Genomic DNA, 22,855 nt, shown 5'->3' with positions numbered 1-22,855 from the left:
CCTCATCGCTTCGCTCTGCATCGTCGCCGGCGCAACTCATTCGCGGCCCAGATCCCGGTGCAGCACTCGCACCGACAGCTCGTCGTTGTCGTCTTGGGCATCCAACAGTCGCGCCAACGCCTCGGCGATGGCTACGCTGCGGTGCTTGCCGCCGGTGCACCCGATGGCCAGCGTCATGTACCGCTTTCCCTCTCGCCGATAGCCGCTCACCACCAGGGCCAACAGCCGGTGGTAGCCAGCGAGGAACTCATCGGCGCCGGGCTGGCTCAGCACGTAGTCGCGCACCGCCGGATGCTGCCCGGTATGCGGACGCAGTTCGTCGACCCAATGCGGGTTGGGCAGGAAACGCACGTCCATGACCATGTCGGCGTCCATCGGCAGGCCGTACTTGAAGCCGAAGGACTCCACCGTGATCGACGTGGGAGCGCTGACGGCGTCGCCGCCGAACATCTCCTCGATGCTCTCCCGCAGCTCGCGCACGCTGAGCACGGAAGTGTCGATGACGAGGTCAGCCACCGCGCGTACCGGCGCCAGCATGATCCGTTCGGCCGCGATGCCTTCGGTGAGGGTCTGCTGGCCCTGCAGGGGGTGGCTGCGGCGGTTGTGCTCGTAGCGCCGAATCAGTACGTCGTCGCTAGCCTCCATGAACAGCACGCGCGGGTTGATGCCACGGGTGGCCAGTTCGGTGCGCACCGAGTCCAGGTCGCCCGTGAAACCGGCCGAGCGCACATCCATCACGACTGCCAGCTGGGTGATTCGGGACCCCGCCGCCAGCCCCAGATCCACCATGCGGGTGATCAGGTCTGGTGGCAGATTGTCGGCCACGTACCAGCCCAGGTCCTCCAGGACTTTCGCCGCGGTGCCGCGCCCCGCGCCGGACAGTCCGGTCACCAGGACCACATCGATACCGGCGCCGTCTCCGGAGCCGGCAACATCGTGCTCCCGTACGCCTTTCGGTGATTCCGTGGTCATCCCGACATCCGTTGCTGTTCAGCGGCGCCCGCCGCGCCGTCGGCTCCCAGCGCCTCGAGGACGGCCGCGGCGGTCGCCGCGCCGATCCCCGGGATCGAGGTGAGCTCTTCGACGGTAGCCCCTTTCAGTCGTGCCACCGAACCGAAATGAGAGATCAGCACCTTGCGCCGATGCTCGCCCAGCCCGGGCACCGCATCTAACACCGACTCCGTCATCCGCTTGGACCGCTTGCTTCGATGGTAGGTGATGGCGAACCGGTGCGCCTCGTCTCTAATCCGCTGCAACAGGTAGAGCCCTTCGCTCTGCCGGGGCAAGATGATCGGGTCCGGCTCGGACGGCACCCACACCTCCTCCAATCGTTTGGCCAGGCCGATGGTTGCGACGTCGGTGATGCCGAGCTCGGCCAGCACCGCGGCCGCAGCATTGACCTGCGGCGCACCGCCGTCCACCACGTAGAGGTTAGGCGGATAGGCAAACTTACGTGATTTTCCTTCGGGGGCAAGGACTTCAGCATCCAGGTGCCGACGGAACCTACGCCGCGTCACTTCGGCGATCGAGGCCACATCGTCGGAACGTCCCTCGCCGGCAGCCTCCCGAATCGCGAAGTGACGATAGTCCGACTTGCGGGGCAGGCCGTCCTCGAACACCACCAGTGACCCGACGACATCGGTGCCCTGCACATGACTGATATCGACACATTCGATGCGCAGCGGGGCGTCGGACAGGCCCAGGGATTCCTGAATATTCTGCAGCGCAGCGGATCTAGCTGTGAAATCCCCGGCCCGCTTCATCTTGTGTTGTTGCAGTGCATCTTTCGCATTGCGCTCGACCGTCTCGGCCAGCACCCGCTTGTCGCCGCGCAGCGGGACTCGCAGCGCGACCCGCGAACCCCGCAGCTCAGACAGCCAGCTGGTCAGCTCGTCGGCGTTGGCCGGCAGGCAGGGCACCAACACCTCGCGTGGCACCGGGTTCGTCGGCTCGTCGGCCGCGCCTTCCAATTCGGCCTGGTCGCCGTAGAACTGGGTGACGAACTGCTCGACCAGTTGCCCCAGGGAGCTGTCGGCATCGCCGGGGTCGCCGGGCTTCTCGACGATCCAGCCGCGCTGCCCACGCACCCGGCCGCCGCGCACGTGAAACACCTGAACCGCCGCTTCCAGCTCGTCCTCGGCGAACGCCACCACGTCGGCGTCGGTCCCGTCGCCGAGCACCACGGCCTGCTTCTCCAGGGCGCGTTTGAGGGCGGCGACGTCGTCGCGCAGACGGGCGGCGCGTTCGAAGTCCAGTTCGTCGGAGGCGGCCAGCATCTGCTGCTCGAGACTGCGGACCAGCCGGTCGGTCTTGCCGGCCAGGAAATCGCAGAAGTCGTCCACGATCCGCCGGTGCTCCTCGGCGCTGACCCGACCGACGCACGGCGCGGAGCATTTGCCGATGTAGCCGAGCAGGCAGGGCCGGCCGATCTGCTGGTGGCGCTTGAACACACCCGCCGAGCAGGTGCGAGCCGGAAAGACCCGCAGGAGCAGGTCCAGGGTTTCGCGAATCGCCCAAGCATGGGAGTAGGGCCCGAAGTAGCGCACTCCCTTGCGGCGCGGCCCGCGGTAGACCATCAGCCGCGGATACTCCTCGTTGAGAGTGACCGCCAACACGGGGTAGGTCTTGTCGTCGCGGTAGCGGACGTTGAACCGCGGGTCGAACTCCTTTATCCAGTTGTATTCCAGCTGGAGAGCCTCGACCTCGGTGTTGACCACCGTCCACTCCACCTTGGCGGCGGTGGTCACCATCTGGCGGGTGCGCGGGTGCAGGCCGGCGATGTCGGCGAAGTACGACGTCAACCGTGACCGCAGGCTTTTCGCCTTGCCCACGTAGATGACCCGGCCGTGCGGGTCGACGAACCGGTAGACGCCGGGCGCGACGGGGATGGACCCGGGCGCCGGACGATAGGTCGCGGGGTCTGGCACGGTAACCAGGCTAGCGCGCGGCTTTTCCCCCGCGAGCAGACGCAGAATCGCACTCGAAGGGCCTCATGGGCGCGATTCTGTGTCTGCTCGCGGGGGCGACGGCCGGTAGCGCGAAACCAGGGCCCGCAACTCCCGCATGGCCTGCACGGCGTGCTCTTTGTCGGCGGACTGGATGGCCACCAGCGGAATGTATTCGTCGTCGGGCAGTTCGAGCCGGGCCCAGCGCTTGCCCGGCGGGAAGGTCACGCCGACCACCTGCGACCACGGAATCAACCGATCGCCAAGCGCATTGCGGACCGACACCCCCGACTCGCCCGCCCGCACACGGGCCCGCGTCAACAGCAGCAGCGAGCCGGCGACGATCAGGCCCAACACCACCACCGCCACTCGGTCATAGGTCCGAAAGATCACCCCGCTGGCGCGGATCGTCAGCAGGAAGCTGACCACCACGTGGATCGTCACGATCGCGATCGCGACGATCCACACGCCGTAGCGCATCATGCGCGGACGTACCTGAAGATCCCAGCGCGGGGATCCGCCCGGGGACGTCACGGTGCGGCGCGAAGCTCGCGCAGGCTCAGCGCCGTACTGAGCGCTGCGGCGGCTGCCTGAGCACCCTTGTCCTCGGTCGAATCAGGCAATCCGGCGCGGTCCAGCGCCTGCGCTTCATCGTTGACGGTGAGCACGCCGTTGGCCACCGGGGTCGACGCGTCCAGCGACACCCGGGTCAGACCCTGAGTCACTGCGTCACACACATAGTCGAAATGCGGTGTGGCACCGCGGATCACGACTCCCAGCGCGACAACGGCGTCATGGTTGCGGGCAACTTCCTGCGCCACCACCGGGATCTCGATCGCTCCGAGCACCCGCACCACCGTCGGCTCGGCGATGCCTGCGTCGGCGGCAACCTTGCGGGCCCCGGCGAGCAGGGCATCACAGATACGGGTGTGCCACGTGCTGGCCACGATCGCCAGACGCACATCAGAGGCGTCGAGCGCCGGCATCTCCGGCACTCCCGCGGCTGGACTCATCTACAGCGCTCCGCCGAATTCGTCCGGCAGCTGCGAGGCGTCGTCGAAGTCCTCCAAGCCGGTCAGTTCATGACCCATCCGGTCGCGCTTGGTCAGCAGGTAGCGGATGTTCTCGGAGTTGGCCCGCACCGGCAGCGGCACCCGCTCGATGATGTGCAGGCCATAGCCGTCCAGCCCGACGCGCTTGGCCGGGTTGTTGGTGAGCAACCGCATGGAACGAACACCGAGGTCCGAGAGGATCTGCGCCCCGATTCCGTAGTCGCGGGCGTCGGCCGGCAAGCCGAGTTTGAGGTTGGCGTCGACGGTGTCGTCGCCGGCGTCCTGCAGTTGGTAGGCCTGCAGTTTGTGCAGCAGACCGATGCCGCGGCCCTCGTGCCCACGCATGTAGAGCACCACCCCGCGGCCCTCCTGCGCGACCATCGCCAGCGCCGCGTCCAGCTGCGGGCCACAGTCGCAGCGCCGGGAGCCGAACACATCGCCGGTAAGGCACTCGGAGTGCACGCGAACCAGCACGTCGTCGCCGTCGTTGTTCGGCCCGGCGATCTCGCCGCGAACCAGCGCGACATGCTCGACGTCCTCGTAGATGCTGGTGTAACCGACCGCCCGGAACTCGCCGTGACGGGTCGGGATGCGAGCCTCAGCGACCCGTTCGATGTGCTTTTCGTGCTTGCGCCGCCACTCGATCATGTCGGCGATGGAGATCAGGGCCAGGCCGTGCTCGTCGGCGAAGACTCGCAGCTCTTCGGTCTGGGCCATGGCGCCCTCGTCCTTCTGGCTGACGATCTCGCAGATCGCGCCGGCAGGTTGCAGGCCGGCCATCCGGGCCAGGTCGACCGCGGCCTCGGTGTGGCCCGGCCGGCGCAGTACCCCGCCGTCCTTGGCACGCAGCGGCACCACGTGGCCCGGGCGGGTGAAGTCGTCGGCGACACTGCCCGGGTCGGCCAGCAGACGCATCGTGGTGGCCCGGTCAGAAGCCGAAATCCCGGTGCCCACATTGTTTTTGGCGTCGACGGTGACGGTGTAGGCGGTACCGTGCTTGTCCTGGTTCACCGCATACATCGGCAGCAGGCCCAGCCGGTCGCAGATGGCGCCGTCCAGGGGGACACACAGATAGCCGGAGGTGTAGCGGACCATGAACGCCACCAATTCGGGGGTGGCCTTCTCGGCGGCGAAGATCAGATCGCCTTCATTCTCGCGGTCTTCGTCGTCGATGACGACGACGGCCTTGCCAGCCGCGATGTCGGCAACCGCCCGCTCGACGGTGTCCAACTTCGTCATCTGTGCCACCTTGGTTTCGCCGTCGGAAAGCGCCCCGTCGGCGCAACCCGCCCATCCAGTATGAACCACCCCGGACTCAGGGTTTGCCCCGTGGACTCATTCCGTGGGCTTTGTCACCAGTCGCTCGACGTACTTGGCGATCACGTCCACCTCGAGATTCACCACCGTGCCGACCGGCGCCCGGCCCAGGGTGGTCAGTTCCAAGGTGGTCGGTATCAGCGAGACTTCAAAGAAGTCGTCGGGGTCAGCACCCAGTCCGGAGACCGTCAGCGAGGTTCCGTCCACGGTGATCGAGCCCTTCTCCACCACGTAGCGCGCCAGCGACGCCGGCAGCCCGATCCGCACCACGTCCCAGTGCTGCCCGGGGGTGCGGGACAGCACTCGCCCGGTGCCGTCGACGTGGCCCTGCACGATGTGGCCGCCCAGCCGGCTGTTCAGAGCGGCCGCACGTTCCAGGTTCACCGAGCTTCCGACCTGCAACGATCCCAGGCTGGACCGCTCCAGCGTCTCGCGCATCACGTCGGCGCTGAACCGGCCGCCGGGTTGTACATCGACGACGGTCAAGCACACGCCGTTGACGGCGATCGAGTCGCCGTGGCGGGCGTCGGAGGTGACGGTGGGGCCCTGGATGACCAGGCGCGCAGCGTCGGCGAGGTCCTCTCGGCCGACCAGCTCGCCCAGCTCCTCGACGATTCCGGTGAACATCACCACAGGCTAGCGACGATCACCAGCGCGACGAAGTCGGGCGCAGTGGGTCGGCGCCATCAGGCCAAGCCGATCACCAGCGCGACGAAGTCGGGCGCAGTGGGTCGGCGCCGTCGAACAATGTCTACGCTGCCCCACCTCGACCGGGCGGCCTCTATACGATGTCCCCCATGCGCAGACTTCTCATTGCCCTGGCCACCGCGACCACTGCCGCCGCGCTGTTCGCGGGCTGTTCTTCCAAGGATGCCGGCGGACCGTTGCCGGACGCTACGACGCTGGTCAAGGAATCGGCCACCACCACCGCCAACCTCAAGAGCGCGCACCTGGCGCTCTCGGTGACCGGCCAGATCAAGAACCTCCCGGTCAAGTCCCTTGAGGGCGACCTGACCACCCAGCCGACCACCGCGGCCAAAGGCAGCGCGACCATCATGATGCTGGGCTCGGATGTCGACGCCAAGTTCGTCGTGATCGATGGCGATCTCTACGCGGCGATCACCGGTGATGACTACGACAACTACGGCTCGGCCGACAAGATCTACGACGTTGCCGCGATTCTGAGCCCGGAAAAGGGCTTGGCCAACATGCTGTCCAACCTGACTGACGCGAAGGCCGCCGGCCGCGACACCATCAACGGCCAGAAGGCCGTCCGGATCACCGGCAACGCGCCCGCCGACGCCGTGAACTCCCTGGCGCCGCAGCTCAAAGCCACCGCTCCGACCCCGGCCACCGTCTGGATCCAGGAGGACGGTGACCACCAGCTGGTTCAGGCCCAGCTCACCCCCAGCGCGGGCAACGCCATCCAGATGACCCTGTCGAACTGGAATGCAGCTGTCACGATTGAGAAGCCGGCGGGAGCGTAATGCGGGTCAACCGCACACTCGCGATCAGCGCGGGAAGCCTCGCCGTCCTGCTCGGGGCACTCGACACCTATGTCGTGGTCACGATCATGCGCGACATCATGGCTCCGCAGCCGGCGGGTGTCGGCATCCCGATCAACAAGATCCAGCAGCTCACCCCAATCATCACCTGTTACCTGCTCGGCTACATCGCTGCGATGCCGCTGCTGGGTCGGGCCTCCGACCGATTCGGCCGCAAACTGCTGCTGCAGGTCAGCCTGGCCACATTCGCCATCGGATCGGTGGTGACGGCACTGTCGACGGACCTGTCGATGCTGGTGGTCGGCCGCACCATCCAGGGCGTCGCAGCCGGGGCACTGTTGCCGGTGACGTTCGCCCTCGGTGCTGACCTGTGGGCACAGCGCCGCCGGTCGGCGGTGTTGGGCTGGATCGCCGGCGCCCAGGAACTGGGCAGTGTGCTGGGTCCGCTGTACGGCATCTTCATCGTCTGGGCGCTGACCAGCTGGCGAGACGTGTTCTGGATCAACGTACCGCTGACCGTGCTGGCCATGGTGTTGATCCACGTCAGTCTCCCCCCGCAATCTCAGGACGCCGCACGGGAACGCGTTGATGTGGTCGGCGGGCTGCTACTGGCGGTGATCCTGGGACTGCTGACGATCGGCCTGTACAACCCAGACCCCAGCGCCAAGCAGGCGCTTCCCAACCACGGTGCGGCGTACCTGTTGTTTGCGGCGATCGCGCTGGTGGCGTTCGTGGTGTGGGAGATCAAGTCGCCGACGAAGCTGCTCGACCCGGCCGGCGCCCGGATTGGCCCGTTTCTGGCCGCGTTGGGCTCCTCGCTCTGCGCCGGCGCCGCACTAATGGTCACCCTGGTTGATGTCGAACTGTTCGGCCAGGGTGTGCTCGGCAAGACCCAGAACGAGGCGGCGATGCTGCTGCTGTGGTTCCTGGCCGCACTGCCCGTCGGCGCCGTGGTGGGCGGCGCGATCGCCACCGCGGTCGGTGACCGGCTGGTCACGTTCGTCGGGCTGCTGATCGCCGCCGGGGGCTACTGGCTGATCTCCAAGTGGCCGGTCGACCTGATGGCCTACCACCACGATGTCCTCGGCTTGAGCCTTCCGGCGGCACACACCGACCAGGTGCTAGCCGGCTTCGGTTTGGGCCTGGTGATTGGCCCGCTGACCTCAGCAGTGATGCGCGTGGTGCCGCCGCGGGAGCACGGTATTGCCGCGGCGGGTGTGGTGGTGGCCCGGATGACCGGGATGCTGATCGGCATGGCCGCCCTGTCGGCGTGGGGCCTGTACCGGTTCAACCAGATCCTGGCCGGCCTGCCCAAGATGCCCGGCGGCAGCCTGGCCGAGAAGATGGCCGCAACCGCGGCCAACTCCAAGCTGGCCTTCGCCATGATGTACGGCGAGATCTTCGGGATCACCGCCATCATCTGTGTGGTCGGCGCGGTGCTCGGATTGTTCATCGGCAGCAACGACGTGCACGCCGACGACCCGGAAGTGCCCGAGCCGGAGGCTGCCATCTCGCGGTGAGCGGTGCCAGCCGCTAGTGCGGCACCAAACTCAGCAGCAGGTCGGGGCCGATCTGCTCCGTGGTGTCGAATCGCCAGCGCAGTGCCCGGGCAATGTTGGATACGCCGACGTCGTCGACGGCGGTGACCGGTCCGCCTAGCAGGATCGGTGCCACGTAGGCCAGGATGCGGTCAATCGCTCCAGCTCGTAGGAATGCCCCGGCCAACGTGGGGCCGCCCTCGAGCAGCACGTCGGTGCGGTCGGAGAGTGCCCGCAGTACCTCGTCCGGGTCGTGGGTGCGGATCACCATGGTGCGCGAGTCGTCGTTGAGCACGTGCGCGTCCGCCGAGATCTCACGCTGGCCCACCACTACCCGCAGCGGCTGACGGTCAGCCAGGGTGCCGTCGGGTAGCCGGGCGGTCAAGGTGGGATCGTCGACGAGCACGGTGCCGGTTCCGACCACGATGGCGTCGGCTGCCGCCCGACGGCGGTGCAGGTCAGCCCGGGCCGCCTCGCTGGTGATCCACTGGCTGGAACCGTCGGCGGCGGCGCTGCGACCGTCGATGCTGGTGGCGTACTTCCAGGTGACGTGGGGGCGGCCGGTGCGTTGCTTGTGCAGCCATTCCCGCAGCGGTCCGGTGCTCACGGCCGTGGCCTGCACCCCGGAGATCACCTGAACGCCCGCGTCGGCCAGCCGCGCCGCCCCGCCCCTCGCCTCAGGGTTGGGGTCGTCGACGGCGTAGACCACCTGTGCCACCCCGGAGGCCAGCAGCGCATCCACGCACGGCGGGGTTCTGCCGTGGTGATTGCAGGGCTCGAGCGTGATGACCGCCGTACCGCCTGCGCTCAGCTCACCGGCCCGGCGCAACGCCACCACTTCGGCGTGCGCCTCGCCGGCCGGGCGGGTTCCCCCGACGCCGACCACCCGGCCGTCGCGATCCAGAATGACCGCACCCACTGGTGGGTTGGGGTAGGTGTTGCCCTTGACCCGCTGCGCCTGTTCGATCGCCAGCAGCATCGAGGCGTCATGGTCGACGGCATGCTCGCCGTCGCCTTTGGTGCTCATGCGCGCAGGTGCGGTGACGCCGCCAGAGCCTGACGGCGCAGTGATTCAACGGCGGCGCCCGGGTCAGCGGCGCTGTAGACGGCCGAGCCGGCGACGAAGCAGTCGACGCCGGCTTCGGCGGCCTGTTCGACGGTGTCGGCGTTGATGCCGCCGTCGATCTCCACCAGGATGCTCAGCTCCCCGGAATCGACCAGCTTGCGCACGGCGCGCACCTTGCTCAGCACCTCGGGGATGAAGGACTGCCCGCCGAACCCGGGTTCCACCGACATCACCAGTAAGGTGTCGAAGTCCCGCAGGATCTCCAGGTAGGGCTCCAGTGGCGTGCCGGGCTTGATGCTGAGTCCGGCTTTGGCGCCCGCGGCGCGGATGTCGCGGGCAACGGCGACCGGGTTCTCGGTGGCCTCGGCGTGGAACGTGACGTTGTACGCGCCGGCCTCGGCGTAGGGCGGCGCCCAGCGTCCCGGATCCTCGATCATCAGATGGCAGTCCATCGGGATGTCCGTGGCCGCCAGCAGACTCTGCACCACCGGCAGGCCCAGGGTCAGGTTCGGAACGAAATGGGCGTCCATCACATCGACGTGCAGCCAGTCCGCACCCTTGACAGCGGCGACCTCATCGGCGAGGCGGGCGAAATCGGCCGACAGGATCGACGGCGCGATCATGGCTCGTGACATGCGCTCAGATTACTTGTAGCGCCGCAGCGAACATGGCGTCGGTCCCGTGCCGGTGTGGCCACAGCTGCACGTACGGTCCGTCCCCGAGCGCGTCGATCGGCGCGAACAGTTCCCGGGTGTCCAACGCCTGCACCGGATGCCGGCGTAGCGCATCGGCCACCACACCGACCGTTTCGGCCAGATGCGGTGAGCATGTCGCGTACAGCACCACTCCCCCCGGCCGGGTCAGTCCGATCGCTGCGGTCAGCAATTCACGCTGCAGTTTCGCCAGCACCGGGATGTCGGCAGGCAGGCGGCGCCAACGGGCTTCGGGCCTACGCCGCAGGGCGCCCAATCCGGTGCAGGGCGCGTCGACCAGCACCCGGTCAAAGCCGGGTTCCAGACCCGACTCGCGGCCGTCGGCAGTCAGTACCTCCACGCCCAGGCCGCGGGTGTTCTCGGCGACCAGCGCGGCCCGGTGCGGGGCCTGCTCAATCGCCGTCACACGGGCTCCGGTCTGCGCGCCGAGGGCGGCCAGCAGCGCGGTCTTGCCGCCCGGTCCGGCGCACAGATCCAGCCATCGGCCGGTGTCACCGACGACGGGAGCCAATGTCAGGGCGCGGGCCACCAGCTGGCTGCCCTCGTCCTGAACCAGGGCCTGACCGGCGCGCACGGCGTCGAGCTTGCCGGGGTCGCCGCCCGGGAGATAGACGGCGTAGGGCGAATATCGACCGGCTTCGCCGTCCACGGCGGCGGCCAATTCGGCCGCGGTCAAGGCGCCCGGTCGGGCCGCGAGATGCACGCGAGGTCGCTCGTCGTCACCGGCCAGCACCGCATCAAGTTCACCGGCGGCGGCCCCCAGTGCGTCGGCGAACGCCTGCGCTATCCAGCGCGGGTGGGCACGGACAAAGGCGGCGTGGCCGATCGGATCGCTGTCAGCGCTCGGCGCCAGTTCCGCGGTCCAGGACTGCTCGTCACGGGTGCTGATGGTGCGCAGCACGCCGTTGACGAAACCCCCTCGTGCGGAGTCGAATTCGAGGGCCGCCTGATCGACGGTGGTCGATACCGCAGCGTGCGGCTCGACTCGGGTGCGAAGGAGTTGATAGCTGCCCAGCCGCAGCAGATCCAGCAGCACCGGGTTGATCGTCTCGGGTTCGCGCTGCGCCGCCGCGCCGATGATGGCGTCAAGCAGTCCACGCACCCGGCAGGTGCCGTAGGTCAGTTCGGTGGCGAAAGCAGCGTCACGGCCGGTGATTCCACGTTCGGCCAGTAGTGCCGGCAACGCCAGGTTGGCGTAGGCATCGCGCTGCGAGACCGCCTGCAGCACATCGAATGCGGCGCGGCGAGCCGGGTCCAGCGGTTTCCGGCGGGATTTGCGCGGGCCGTCGTGGGGACGCTGCGGACGGCGCTGGCCGCGTTGCGGTCCGGTCATGATGCCCGCACACCCGCGTCGAGCCGAGCGCCGCGCGCCCAGTCGGCGGCATTCATGAGTTTCTTTCCGGGCGGCTGGATTTCGCCCAACCGCACCGGCACCGATCCGGTACCGACCCACACGTGTCGCCGGTCGACATGGATGTCGCCGGGTGACAGTCCTGCCGGCCCATCATCGGCGAGGCCGACTGGTCCGACTCTGACCCGCAGGTCGCCGACCATGGTCCAGGAGCCCGGGTTCGGGGTGACGGCGCGGATCCGGCGCTCGATCACCGCGGCCGGCAGCTCCCAGCGCACCCGCGCGTCGTCGACGCCGATCTTGGATGCGTAGCTGATGCCGTCGTGGGGCTGCGGCACCGCCTGCAACGCTCCATCAGCGATGCCGTCGAGGGTCGCCGCCAGCAGCTCGGCACCCGAGACGGCCAGCCGCGCCAGCAGTTCACCGGCGGTGTCATCGGCCCGGATGGTCTCGGTCGTGACCCCGTAGATCGGCCCGGAGTCCAGTTCCGGCTCGATGCGAAACGTCGTCGCCCCCGTTACCTCGTCGCCGGCGGCGATCGCGGCCTGCACCGGGGCCGCACCCCGCCAGGCCGGCAGCAGGGAAAAGTGCAGGTTCACCCAGCCGTGCGTCGGCACCGCCAGCAACGCGCCGCGCAGCAGCGCCCCGTAGGCGACCACCGGGCAGCACTCCGGTGCCAGTTCGGCCAGCTCGGCGACGGACTCGGGCGCATTGGGCTGGGCCGGCCGCAGCACCGAAATGCCATGATCGAGAGCCAGGCGGGCCACCGGAGACGGCTGCGGGGTCCCCCGCCGGCCGGACGCCGCGTCGGGTCGGGTCAGTACCGCCACCACGTCGTGGCGCGGCGAATCGATCAGCCGTTGCAACGACGGCAACGCGGTGTCCGGGGTGCCGGCGAAGACAATGCGCACCGGGACAGTTTAGGGAAGTCGCTGAGGGCGTTTCGCCAGCACGCGAACCGCGGACGAAATCGTGGCGCGCCCGGCGTTGCTGCTCGTGGCCCGGGCCCCCGTACAGGCACTGCACAGATTACTGGCAACTAACTACTATTGCGCATAGCAATTATTGGCGACTATTACGGTATTGAGCGGTGTAAATCTCGTGCGAGCGCGACAGGCCGCCCGACAACGACGTCGAAACATGCGTTTCCACCCGTTACAGGAGGCCTTGATGACCGTTGACAACACCGTCGCCGCAGACACCCTGGCGTCCATTCATCGCGCGATGTGGGCGATGGGCGACTACGCCCTCATGGCGGAGGAGGTCATGGCACCGATCGGTCCGGCGTTGGTCGCCGCCAGTGGCATCGGTGCCGGCGATCGCGTACTCGACGTGGCCGCTGGGTCCGGCAATATCTCCATTCCCGCCGCCAAGACGGGCGCCACCGTGGTTTCCAGCGATCTCACCCCGGAATTGCTGCAACGGTCCCGGCTGCGCGCCTACGAACAGGGCGTGACCATGGAATGGCGGGAGGCCGATGCCCAGGCGCTTCCCTTCGCCGACGGAGAGTTCGACGCGGTGCTCTCCGGGATCGGGGTGATGTTCGCACCCGACCATCAGCGCGCCGCGTCCGAGTTGCTCCGGGTGTGCCGCCCCGGCGGAACCATCGCTCTCGCGAGCTGGACCCCCGAAGGCTACTTTGGTCGGATGCTGACGGCGCTCCGGCCGTACCGGCCGACCCACGTGCCCGGGACGCCACCGGCAGCGCTGTGGGGCCGCGCGGACTACCTGACTCGCCTATTCGGCGGTGAGGTCGATGTCATTCAGTCCCAGCGTTGCGTCTTGCGGGTGGAACGATTCATCAAAGCCGAGACGGTGCATGACTACTTCAAAGCCCACTACGGTCCGACCATCGACGCCTACCGCACCATCGGTGACCGGCCCGCACTGGTGGCCGCCTTGGACACCGAGCTCGTCGAACTGGCCCAGCAGCACCTCTACGACGGTGTCATGGGATGGGAGTACCTGCTCGTCACCGCCGCGAGGCGGTGACCGATTGTGCCCCGAGGTGACGCGTCGACACCCCAACACAGCCTCACCGGCTGGGATCCCGAGGATGCCCGAGCTTGGGAGGCCGGCAACAGTACAATCGCCCGACGCAACCTGCTCTGGCTCATCGCGTGCGACCACATCGCGTTCGGCGTGTGGACGCTATGGCCGGTGCTGGCGTTGTTCATGCCGCAGGCGGTGTACGGATTCTCCCCGAGCGACAAGTTCCTGCTCGGCGCCACGTCGACCCTGGTGGCAGCATCGCTGCGTATCCCCTACTCGTTGGGTATCGCCACTCTCGGTGGCCGCACTTGGACGGTGATGTCAATCGCGATCCTGGTGATTCCCACCGCGGCAGCGATGGTGTTGTTGGCCCACCCGGGCCTTCCGCTCTGGCCATATCTGGTGTGCGCCGGACTAACTGGGTGCGGCGGGGCCAACTACTCCGCGTCCATGACTAACACCAACCGGCTATATCCGCAGCGACTCAAGGGTTTGGCGCTGGGCCTGAACGCCGGCGTCGGCAACCTCGGGGTGCCGATGATTCAGTTGGTGGGCCTGCTGGTGCTGGCCACCACCGGCCACAACGCCCCGTACATCGTCTGCGCCCTCTACCTGGCGTTACTGGTCATCGTCGGGGCGGGTGCCGCGCGCTACCTGGACAACCTCGACCACGCCACCAAGGCGAGCCACCTGCGCGAGGTGCTGCGCAAGGCCGACACCTGGGTGCTGGGGCTGCTGTACCTGGGCAGCTTCGGCTCTTGGATCGGATTCTCCTTCGCATTCGGCGTCGTCCTGCAGGCCAACTTCACCGCGGGCGGGCAGACCCCCGTCCAGGCATCGCTGCACGCCGCCCAGTTCGCCTTCATCGGCCCGGCGCTCGGATCGCTCGCTCGCATCTACGGCGGCAGACTCGCCGATCGACTCGGAGGCAGCCGAGTCACCCTCGCGGTATTCGTCGCAATGGCGATCATCACCGGCGGGTTGGTCGCAATCAGCCTCACCGCCGATCACCAAAACGGCCACAGCTCCGCACTGATGGACGCCTACATCGCCACGTTCATCGGACTGTTTGTTCTGGCAGGGCTCGGTAACGGGTCGGTGTACAAGATGATTCCCTCGATCTTCGAGGCGCGCAGTCACTCGCTGAATCTCGGCGAAACGCAGCGGCGACTCTGGTCGCAGGCCACCGCAGGGGCAGTGATCGGCTTTGTCGCGACTTTCGGTGCTCTCGGCGGGGTGGGTATCAACCTGGCATTACGCCAGTCGTACCTGAGCACCGGCACCGAGACATCGGCGTTCTGGATATTCATCAGCTTCTACATCGTGGCCGCCCTGATGACCTGGACCCGATATGTACGACGCCCGGCAACCGCCCGGGGAAGACGATCCCAGGATCTACCGCGGCCGACGGTCCCGCAATCCGAATAACCGTCGAGCCGGACGGTGCTCAATCAGCCAGCCGCTCTTGCTTATTCGAGGCGATAAGCGTTGACGCCTCAATCCTCTTCGAGGATGAGCGCCATCTCCGGACAGGAGGCAACACCGTCTCGGACCGTCTGCATGTCCTGCGGTTGCACCAGCTGATCTTCGAGAACGGAGTAGCCGGACTCATCGATCGGAAACAGTTCAGGGTCAACTGCGTAACACTGCGCATGGCCTACGCATCTCGATCTGTCGAGACGAACCCACATACCCGTTGCCTCCCCTGGAACCGTTGAGTGCAGCTCGATCTAGCCGATATGCATCACGATCCTAGAAGATGCACGGCGGTCCGACCCGGGCCATTTGCCCCATACCGACGTCTACGATGTTGACGGTCGTACGGTGACCTGAAACACGGGGCGGAGCAGCGGGCTATGAGCACTTCCGACGCGGATGGACCAGCGGCATTTCATCTGCCACGGCTGGAGTATGCGAACCTGCCGATGGCTGCCGACCGTGGTGTCGGTTGGAAGGCTCTGCGCGACGCCGGGCCGGTGGTATTCATGAACGGCGCCTACTACCTCACCCGGCGCGAAGACGTGCTCGCTGCGTTGCGCAGTCCCACAGTCTATTCGGCACGCCTAGCACTGCAGCCTCCGAACAGCCCGCTGCCCTTGGTGCCGTTGGCATTCGACCCGCCGGAGCACACTCGATACCGCAAGATTCTCACACCGCTGTTCAGCCCGCTCGCATTGAGTAGATCACTACACGTACTGCGACGGCACGCGGCTGACATGATCGACGACATCGCCGGCCGCGGCGAGTGCGAGGTGATGGCCGACCTGGCTCGGCTCTACCCGTTCCAGGTCTTCCTGGATCTCTATGGTCTGCCGCTTGAGGACCGCGACCGGATCATTGCTTGGAAAGACGTCATCACCGCCGACAAGCCGTATCGGACCGAGGCCGATCTCGCCGCAGCCCGCGAGTTGTTCGGCTACCTCACCGATGCCATTCAGGATCGCCGACAGAATCCGTCCACCGATATGTTGTCGCAGATCATCACCGGTGACGGCGACTTCAGCGACCTCGAGCTGCTTGGCATGACCCATCTGTTGCTCCTGGCCGGGCTGGATACCGTCACCGCCGCAATCGGGTTCGCCCTTTTCGCGCTGGCCCGCCGCCCTGAGCTGTGCCACAAGCTGCGCGGCGACCCCAAACAGATCAGGGCATTCGTCGAAGAGATCGTCCGGTTGGAGCCATCGGCGCCGGTGGCGCCCCGGGTGACCACCGAAGTGGTCACCGTTGGCGGGATGACGCTGCCCGCCGGGACCCCGGTGCGGCTGTGTATGGCCGCGGTCAACCGGGACGGAAGTGACGCGACCTCCACCGACGACCTCGTCGTGGACGGCAAAGTGCATCGGCATTGGGGATTCGGAGGCGGAGCCCATCGCTGCCTCGGCTCTCATTTGGCGCGATTGGAATTGACGGTCGTCGTCGAGGAGTGGTTGCGCCGCATTCCGCAGTTCGAAGCACCCGCCGAATACACCCCCGACATCGCATTTCCGGCGATGACTTTCGCGCTCAAGACGTTGCCGCTGCGGTTCGCCTGAGCGATCTCGCTGCTGCCGCCAAGGCCGCGCCGATGCCGGCCGCACAGGCCCGCGAACTGCTACAAACTTCTGCGAAACACCCTTGAGTCGCTTAAGAATTGCTGTCAACTAACTGAGGGATGTGAGGTCTATTTTACCCGCGTGTAACCGCGGATCACCTGACTGAAACCCCAGGTCAATAGCGTATACAGCATGTCGACACCCCTGGCTACAACTGATGGAATCGCCCTGAGCCGGGCCGATTCCGTCTATCTCGCGCTGCGGCCGGAATTGATGAACGGGGCGGTGGCGTTCGGGGAACGCCTGACCGAGCCGAAGCTGGCCGCAAGGTTCCGGTGCTCGCGCACACCCATACGTGAGGCCCTGGCACGGCTATGCGCAGATGGCTTGATTCAGCGCGAGGAGTACGGGTTCAGTCCGGTGCGACCGAACATCGCGAGGATTCGCGACCTCTACGAAGTCCGGCTCGCCTTGGAGCTGGCGGGTATTCAGCGCGCCATCGATAACCCGGACGTGGTGCACGACCGGGAGCTGTTGCTGGCCCAACAGCAGCGGTGGGAATCGTTGCGGGCGGACCCCCCTGCGCAGGAGCCCGGGTTCGTGGTTGTCGACGAGGAGTTTCACGTCGCACTTCTGAAGGCGGCCGGCAACCGGGAAATGGTGAACGCACTGCTGTCCGCCAATGCCCGGATCCGTCATGTGCGGATGTACGACTTCATGGTCAACAACCGCATCGAGGTAACCATCACCGAACATCTGGCGATCCTTGAGGCGGTGCTGACCGGTCGGCTGGAACAGGCGCGTGAACTGCTGCGCGCACACATCGGAGCCTCTCTGGACGTGGTGTTCGACAGAGTCAGCCGCGCAATCCTGGCGATGTCGGCGGCCGAGGAAGAGAAATGGACAGCGCGTTGAACTTCGATACGGTACTGATCGCGAACCGTGGCGAGATCGCCTGTCGCATCATCCGCAGTGCACAGGCGCTCGGCCTCAAGACCGTGGCCGTCTATTCCGACGCAGATGCCGGCGCTGCTCATGTACAGATGGCCGACACCGCAGTCCGACTTGGTCCGCCACAGGCGTCGCAGTCGTACCTACGTGGCGACCGGGTGATGGAAGCGGCATTGGCGACCGGCGCAGGCGCAATCCACCCCGGTTACGGATTCTTGGCCGAGAGTGCGGATTTCGCTTCTACCGTCGCCGACGCCGGAATCGCCTTCGTCGGGCCTAGCCCCGAGCAGCTGCGAATATTCGGCGACAAACACACCGCACGGCAGGCGGCGCTCGCAAGCGGAGTACCACTGGTCGCCGGCAGTGGCCTGCTCGAATCCGCTGATCACGCAATCGCTGAGGCTGACCGCATCGGCTACCCGGTGATGCTCAAGGCCGTCGGCGGAGGTGGCGGCATCGGCATGCAGGCGTGCACCGACGCCGACGAGGTCCGGGCCGCCTACGATCGCGTACAACGGCTGGCCGCGTCGAACTTCTCCACCGACGGTGTCTTCCTGGAACAGCTGATCACCGTCGCACGGCACGTTGAAGTCCAGGTTTTCGGTGACGGTGCTTCACGGGTCATCAGCCTGGGAACCCGCGACTGCTCCTTGCAACGGCGCAATCAGAAGGTGATCGAAGAGGCGCCGGCACCCGGACTGCCCGTGGAGTTGGTAGACGAGCTCCTCTCGTCCGCACGGGCCCTGGCGGGCTCGGTCGACTACCGGTCGGCCGGAACGGTGGAATTCGTCTACGACGCCGAACGCGAACGCGCATCGTTTCTGGAGATGAACACCCGCCTGCAGGTGGAGCATCCGGTCACCGAATCCATCACCGGAGTCGACCTGGTCGCGTGGATGCTGCGGCTGGCGGGCGGCGACGACACCATGTTCGACGGCCTGCCCGAGACCGGGCCGGTCGCCACGGGTTGCGCGGTGGAAGCGCGCGTCTGCGCCGAAGATCCGGTACATGACTATCGCCCGAGCGCCGGGGAGATCACCGCAGTTCGGTTCCCCACCGACGCCCGGGTCGACACTTGGATCGACACCGGCAGTGATGTCAGCCCGTTCTACGACTCGCTGCTGGCCAAAGTCGTCGTCGCCGGGAGCACCCGAGAAGAGGCGCTGGACAAACTGTCCTCCGCCCTGTCGGAAACCCGGCTCTACGGTGTCCGCACGAACCTGCCTCAATTGCGGGCTGCGCTACAGGACAAAGATTTTCGCTCGGCGACGCACACCACCGCAACGCTGGGCACGGTTCGCTCCACACAACGTCGCATGGACGTGCTGCGGCCCGGCACGATGACGACCATTCAGGACTATCCGGGACGGACGGGCTGGTGGCATGTCGGCATACCGCCGTCGGGTCCGATGGATGATCTGTCCTTCACCCTGGCCAACACCGCCGTGGGCAATCCTCCTGGCACACCCGCGCTGGAGTGCACCCTGTTGGGGCCGCGGCTTCGATTCGCCGAGGCCGAGGTGGTGGCGGTCACGGGAGCCCCTGCGGAGGTCACCGTCGACGGTGAACCGATCGCCATGTGGGAGCCGGTCGTCGTGGCGGCCGGAGCGGTTCTCGATATCGGCGCGCCGGCCGACGCCGGGCTACGCACCTACCTCGCCATTCGAGGTGGGATCGACGCTCCGCTCTATCAGGGCAGTGCGGCAACATTCACGCTGGGCGGCTTCGGCGGCATCACCGGCAAGGCACTCGCTGAGGGCGACGTCCTCGACATCGCCACCACTGACCCAGACTCGCTTGGTCCGGCATCCCCCATCCATCCGGAGCAGCGTCCACACTTCAGCCACGACTGGCAATTGGCAGTCCAGGTCGGCCCGCAGACGGCGCCCGCCTACTTCACCGACGCCGACATGACACAGTTCTACTCCGCCCCATGGCGTGTCAGCAGCCACGCCAACCGAACAGGAATCCGTTTGGAGGGGCCCAAGCCGGTCTGGTCGCGCGAGGATGGCGGCGACGCCGGGCTACATCCCTCCAACCTGCACGACAACCCCTACAGTGTCGGCGCCATCAATGTGACCGGTGATACGCCGGTGCTGCTGGGGCCCGACGGACCCAGCCTGGGCGGATTCGCGTGCCCACTGACCGTGGTAAGTGGCCACCGGTGGCAACTGGGGCAGCTGCGACCTGGTGACACAGTCAGATTCACCCCGGTCGATGACACGACCGCGGCCACGCTGCGCACGTCCAACGCAGCTCGAGCCGGCGGTGGGGGCGTCGACCGCTCGGCGCTGCAGGATGATCGCGGTGTCCTCGGCATGGTCGCGGGCGACACAGACCGGCCCCGTGCGCTCTACCTGCGTGGCGGCGACGACAACGTTCTCGTCGAATACGGCGACATGGTTCTGGACTTGAGCCTGCGGATGCGTGTCCATGCACTCTCCGAAGCACTTGCGGCGGCCGCGATCCCGGGAATCGTCGATGTCACCCCGGGCGTCCGATCGCTGCACATCCACACCGACCCCGCGGTCTTGCCACAGTATCGACTGATCGGCCTGCTCACCGAACTGGAAGGGCAGCTTCCCGACACCGCAGATCTACGGGTGCCCAGCCGAACGATCCGCCTACCGATGTCGTTCGACGATCCGTCGATTGCTGAGGCGATCGAACGCTACCGCAGTGGAATTCGTGACACCGCCCCGTGGCTGCCCTCCAATCTCGAGTTCATCCGACGAATCAACGGACTGGACAGCATCGACGATGTGCGTCACACGGTTTTCGAGGCCGAATACCTGGTACTCGGCCTCGGCGATGTCTATCTCGGTGCGCCATTAGCGGTTCCGATCGACCCTCGGCACCGCTTAGTGACGACGAAGTACAACCCGGCGCGCACCTGGACGCCGTCAGACGCGGTCGGGATCGGCGGAAAGTATCTGTGCGTCTACGGCATGGAGTCCCCGGGGGGCTACCAACTGGTGGGCCGCACCGTGCCGATCTGGTCGAGCTACCGTCAGCCCGCGCCGTTTGAGAACGGAACGCCGTGGTTGTTCCGATTTTTCGATCGCATCGTCTGGGAACCGGTTACCGCCGAACAGCTTCGGGACTGTCGGGCCGCCGCGCACGCGGGCCGACTCGACGTCGAAATCTCCGAGGGCACCTTCGCGCTGGCTGAACACCGTGAGTTCCTGGCCCGCAACGCTGAATCGATCTCCGCCTTCGAAGCCCGCCAAGCTGCCGCGTTCGCTGCCGAACGGACATCTTGGTACGAATCAGGAGAATTCGACCACGCAGTCCCCGACACCGTGATGGCCATCGAGCCGGCCAGTGCCACGATGAGCGATGTGCCGTCAGGCGCATCAGTCATCAGCGCGCCGATGGTAGGCAACGTATGGCGGGTCAACATCGAGGAAGGACAAGACGTGGGGAAAGGCGATACGGTCGCGGTGCTGGAAGCCATGAAGCTCGAACTTCCGGTGCCCAGCCCCGTATCAGGAACCGTGCTGCAAGTGCTGGCCTCGCCGGGCAGTCAAGTCGAGCCGGGAACACCGCTCGCAGTGATCGGAGCCCGCGCGTGAACCTCGCTGACTGCACCCCCACCGAGCGGGTGACGGCCGCCTACCGGCGCATCGCCGAGGCGGATCGGCCGGAGGTCTGGATCGCATTGCGCGACGAGGCGGACGTATTGGCCGATGCACGACGAGTCGAAGCGCGCCTCGCCGCGGGCGAAGATTTGCCGGCTGCCGGCCTGATCGTCGCGGTCAAGGACAACATTGACGTCGCCGGGCTGCCCACGACCGCCGGGTGCCCGGAGTTCGCCTACACCCCCGATTCCACCGCAACCGCGGTACAGCGCCTGGTCGATGCCGGGGCGATTGTCTTGGGCAAGACCAACCTCGATCAGTTTGCCACCGGTCTTGTCGGAACCCGCAGTCCCTACGGCGCCGTACGCAACGCCCACCTCCCGGAACTGATCTCGGGTGGCTCGAGCTCAGGATCCGCGGTCGCGGTCGCACTTGGCATGGCCGATCTGGGCATTGGAACAGATACCGCGGGTTCAGGTCGAGTTCCTGCTGCACTCAACGGCATCGTCGGGATCAAGGCCACCTGCGGCGTCATCCCGACCCACGGAGTGGTGCCGGCCTGTGTCGACTATGACACCGTCACCGTCTTCGCCGCGGATCTGCAGCTGGCGACCGCTGCCACCACGATCATGGCGGGCCCCCATCCGTCGGATCCGCGCAGCCGTGGGTGGCCAGCCGAAGTCGCCTTGGCGGCTCCCGACGCACCTACCGTCGCCATCCCGGAGCCGCGAAACCTCACCAATCTGACAGCTGCCTACCGCGATGCCTTCGAGCGGAGCGTCAGCGCCGTCACCGACGCCGGCATCAAAGTCGAAACTCTCGACATCTCGACGCTGCTCGACGCGGCACGACTGCTCTATGACGGCGCCATTGTCGCCGAACGCTACGCCGCCGTCGGTGAATTCCTTTCCGGCGCTCCGGAACATGCCGATCCCACCGTTCGGGGGATCATCATGGCCGCCGGTAATACCACCGGGCACGCGTTCGCGGCAGACCTGGACGCGCTCGCTCACGCGCGCGCCGCGGCCGCCGAACTGCTCACAGCATATGATGCGCTGCTACTGCCCACCACCACCGAGCATCCGAGTATTTCCGCGATCGCGGCCGATCCCCTCACGATCAACCGGCGCATGGGCACCTTCACCAATTTTTGCAATCTGCTCGATCTCGCCGCAGTCGCCGTCCCTGGCGAATCGCTGCCGTCTGGCGGCCCGTTCGGAATCATGTTCGTGGTCCGGGCTTTCGCCGACCAAGTCGCCGTCGACCTCGCCGCGAAGTTCCGTAACCAAGCCTCGCCGCTGCTCATTCCGAACGGAGTCGATCTCGCAGTCTTCGGCGCTCACCTGCGCGGCCAACCGCTGCACTGGCAGTTGGAGGAGCTCGGGGCGCGCTATCTCGGCGACATCCGCACCAGCGACGCCTACCGGCTCACCGCTCTCGACACCACTCCCCCCAAGCCCGGACTGATCCGCACCTCCCCTGGCGCCGGCGCGTGCATCGACGGCGAGCTGTACCGCATATCGGAGGCCGGACTCGGACGGTTCCTGGCGGCCTTGCCCGCGCCCATGGCGCTGACCAGTGTCGAGCTGGAAAACGGCAACAATGTCGTCGGTTTCACCGCGACGCACGACGCGGTTTCGTCGGCAACCGATATCACCGAATTGCGTTCCTGGAAGCACTATCTGGCGGTGCGTTCCGTGGATACCGCCGCCGAACCTTAACGTCCGACCTCGATACACACATCACGACCGTCCATCTTGCTGAATATGGGCGGGGAAGAAGGCTGACCACTATTGAAATGACGGCGCTGGT

The 22,855-nt window shown here is 66.7% G+C and carries 19 protein-coding genes; 8 read left to right on the top strand and 11 right to left on the bottom strand.

The window, feature by feature from the left end; translation table 11 throughout:
* Window positions 1-36 precede the first annotated feature (36 nt).
* From rapZ to NM962_13365, 6 genes are all read right to left on the bottom strand, one after another.
* Complete coding sequence (gene rapZ, locus NM962_13390) at window positions 37-972, bottom strand: RNase adapter RapZ (GenBank protein ID UVO11004.1); 936 nt, start codon at window positions 970-972, stop codon at window positions 37-39.
* Window positions 969-2,927 (bottom strand): excinuclease ABC subunit UvrC, encoded by a 1,959-nt coding sequence (gene uvrC / locus NM962_13385; protein UVO11003.1) that lies wholly within the window; start codon window positions 2,925-2,927, stop codon window positions 969-971. Before uvrC ends, rapZ begins: the two co-directional genes overlap by 4 nt.
* Before the next feature lie 63 nt (window positions 2,928-2,990).
* Window positions 2,991-3,428, bottom strand: a complete 438-nt coding sequence (locus NM962_13380) for a PH domain-containing protein (GenBank protein UVO11002.1) — start codon at window positions 3,426-3,428, stop codon at window positions 2,991-2,993.
* Between the two features lie 47 nt (window positions 3,429-3,475).
* A complete protein-coding gene (gene ribH, locus NM962_13375) occupies window positions 3,476-3,958 on the bottom strand; it encodes a 6,7-dimethyl-8-ribityllumazine synthase (protein UVO11001.1) in 483 nt (160 codons plus the stop codon).
* Window positions 3,959-5,236: a bifunctional 3,4-dihydroxy-2-butanone-4-phosphate synthase/GTP cyclohydrolase II gene (locus tag NM962_13370; GenBank protein ID UVO11000.1), complete on the bottom strand. Its 1,278-nt coding sequence runs from the start codon at window positions 5,234-5,236 to the stop codon at window positions 3,959-3,961.
* A 96-nt stretch (window positions 5,237-5,332) separates the two neighbouring features.
* On the bottom strand, window positions 5,333-5,941 hold the full coding sequence (locus NM962_13365) for a riboflavin synthase (GenBank protein UVO10999.1): 609 nt from the start codon (window positions 5,939-5,941) through the stop codon (window positions 5,333-5,335).
* Window positions 5,942-6,102: 161 nt separating this feature from the next.
* Between NM962_13365 and NM962_13360 the strand changes: the two genes are divergently transcribed.
* Entirely contained in the window at window positions 6,103-6,801 is a 699-nt protein-coding gene (locus NM962_13360) for an LppX_LprAFG lipoprotein (GenBank protein ID UVO10998.1), read from the top strand.
* A complete protein-coding gene (locus NM962_13355; protein ID UVO10997.1) occupies window positions 6,801-8,339 on the top strand; it encodes an MFS transporter in 1,539 nt (512 codons plus the stop codon). The genes NM962_13360 and NM962_13355 overlap by 1 nt, the downstream gene beginning before the upstream one ends.
* Window positions 8,340-8,352: 13 nt before the next feature.
* Here NM962_13355 and ribD read toward each other — a convergent pair whose 3' ends face one another.
* From ribD to fmt, 4 genes are read right to left on the bottom strand one after another with little or no spacing between them, the layout of a single operon-like run.
* The gene (ribD, locus tag NM962_13350) at window positions 8,353-9,384 is read right to left on the bottom strand and encodes a bifunctional diaminohydroxyphosphoribosylaminopyrimidine deaminase/5-amino-6-(5-phosphoribosylamino)uracil reductase RibD (protein UVO10996.1); all 1,032 of its coding nucleotides are present in this window, start codon (window positions 9,382-9,384) and stop codon (window positions 8,353-8,355) included.
* A complete protein-coding gene (gene rpe / locus NM962_13345; protein UVO10995.1) occupies window positions 9,381-10,058 on the bottom strand; it encodes a ribulose-phosphate 3-epimerase in 678 nt (225 codons plus the stop codon). The genes ribD and rpe overlap by 4 nt, the downstream gene beginning before the upstream one ends.
* Before the next feature lie 4 nt (window positions 10,059-10,062).
* Window positions 10,063-11,469, bottom strand: coding sequence for an RsmB/NOP family class I SAM-dependent RNA methyltransferase (locus NM962_13340; protein ID UVO10994.1), 1,407 nt, complete (start codon window positions 11,467-11,469; stop codon window positions 10,063-10,065).
* The gene (gene fmt / locus NM962_13335; protein UVO10993.1) at window positions 11,466-12,398 is read right to left on the bottom strand and encodes a methionyl-tRNA formyltransferase; all 933 of its coding nucleotides are present in this window, start codon (window positions 12,396-12,398) and stop codon (window positions 11,466-11,468) included. Before fmt ends, NM962_13340 begins: the two co-directional genes overlap by 4 nt.
* Window positions 12,399-12,657: 259 nt before the next feature.
* On the opposite strand from fmt, the gene NM962_13330 reads away from it, so the two are divergent.
* Window positions 12,658-13,479 carry a class I SAM-dependent methyltransferase gene (locus tag NM962_13330; protein ID UVO10992.1) on the top strand — a complete coding sequence of 274 codons (822 nt, stop codon included), beginning with the start codon at window positions 12,658-12,660 and terminating at the stop codon, window positions 13,477-13,479.
* A 6-nt stretch (window positions 13,480-13,485) separates the two neighbouring features.
* A complete protein-coding gene (locus NM962_13325) occupies window positions 13,486-14,907 on the top strand; it encodes a NarK/NasA family nitrate transporter (GenBank protein UVO10991.1) in 1,422 nt (473 codons plus the stop codon).
* A gap of 68 nt (window positions 14,908-14,975) precedes the next feature.
* Here NM962_13325 and NM962_13320 read toward each other — a convergent pair whose 3' ends face one another.
* Window positions 14,976-15,170: a ferredoxin gene (locus tag NM962_13320; GenBank protein UVO10990.1), complete on the bottom strand. Its 195-nt coding sequence runs from the start codon at window positions 15,168-15,170 to the stop codon at window positions 14,976-14,978.
* A gap of 165 nt (window positions 15,171-15,335) precedes the next feature.
* Here NM962_13320 and NM962_13315 point away from each other — a divergent pair, with 165 nt between their 5' ends.
* From NM962_13315 to atzF, 4 genes are all read left to right on the top strand, one after another.
* Window positions 15,336-16,511, top strand: coding sequence for a cytochrome P450 (locus tag NM962_13315; GenBank protein UVO10989.1), 1,176 nt, complete (start codon window positions 15,336-15,338; stop codon window positions 16,509-16,511).
* Between the two features lie 192 nt (window positions 16,512-16,703).
* A complete protein-coding gene (locus tag NM962_13310) occupies window positions 16,704-17,426 on the top strand; it encodes a GntR family transcriptional regulator (protein UVO10988.1) in 723 nt (240 codons plus the stop codon).
* A complete protein-coding gene (gene uca / locus NM962_13305) occupies window positions 17,411-21,037 on the top strand; it encodes an urea carboxylase (protein UVO10987.1) in 3,627 nt (1,208 codons plus the stop codon). Before NM962_13310 ends, uca begins: the two co-directional genes overlap by 16 nt.
* Window positions 21,034-22,764 carry an allophanate hydrolase gene (gene atzF / locus NM962_13300; GenBank protein ID UVO10986.1) on the top strand — a complete coding sequence of 577 codons (1,731 nt, stop codon included), beginning with the start codon at window positions 21,034-21,036 and terminating at the stop codon, window positions 22,762-22,764. The genes uca and atzF overlap by 4 nt, the downstream gene beginning before the upstream one ends.
* The last annotated feature ends 91 nt before the right edge of the window (window positions 22,765-22,855 follow it).

It is taken from the genome of Mycobacterium sp. SVM_VP21 (genome assembly GCA_024758765.1).
Taxonomy (GTDB): domain Bacteria; phylum Actinomycetota; class Actinomycetes; order Mycobacteriales; family Mycobacteriaceae; genus Mycobacterium; species Mycobacterium heraklionense_C.
The sequence above is the reverse complement of the archived record's forward strand: the minus strand, read 5'-3'. Positions and strand labels throughout refer to the sequence as shown.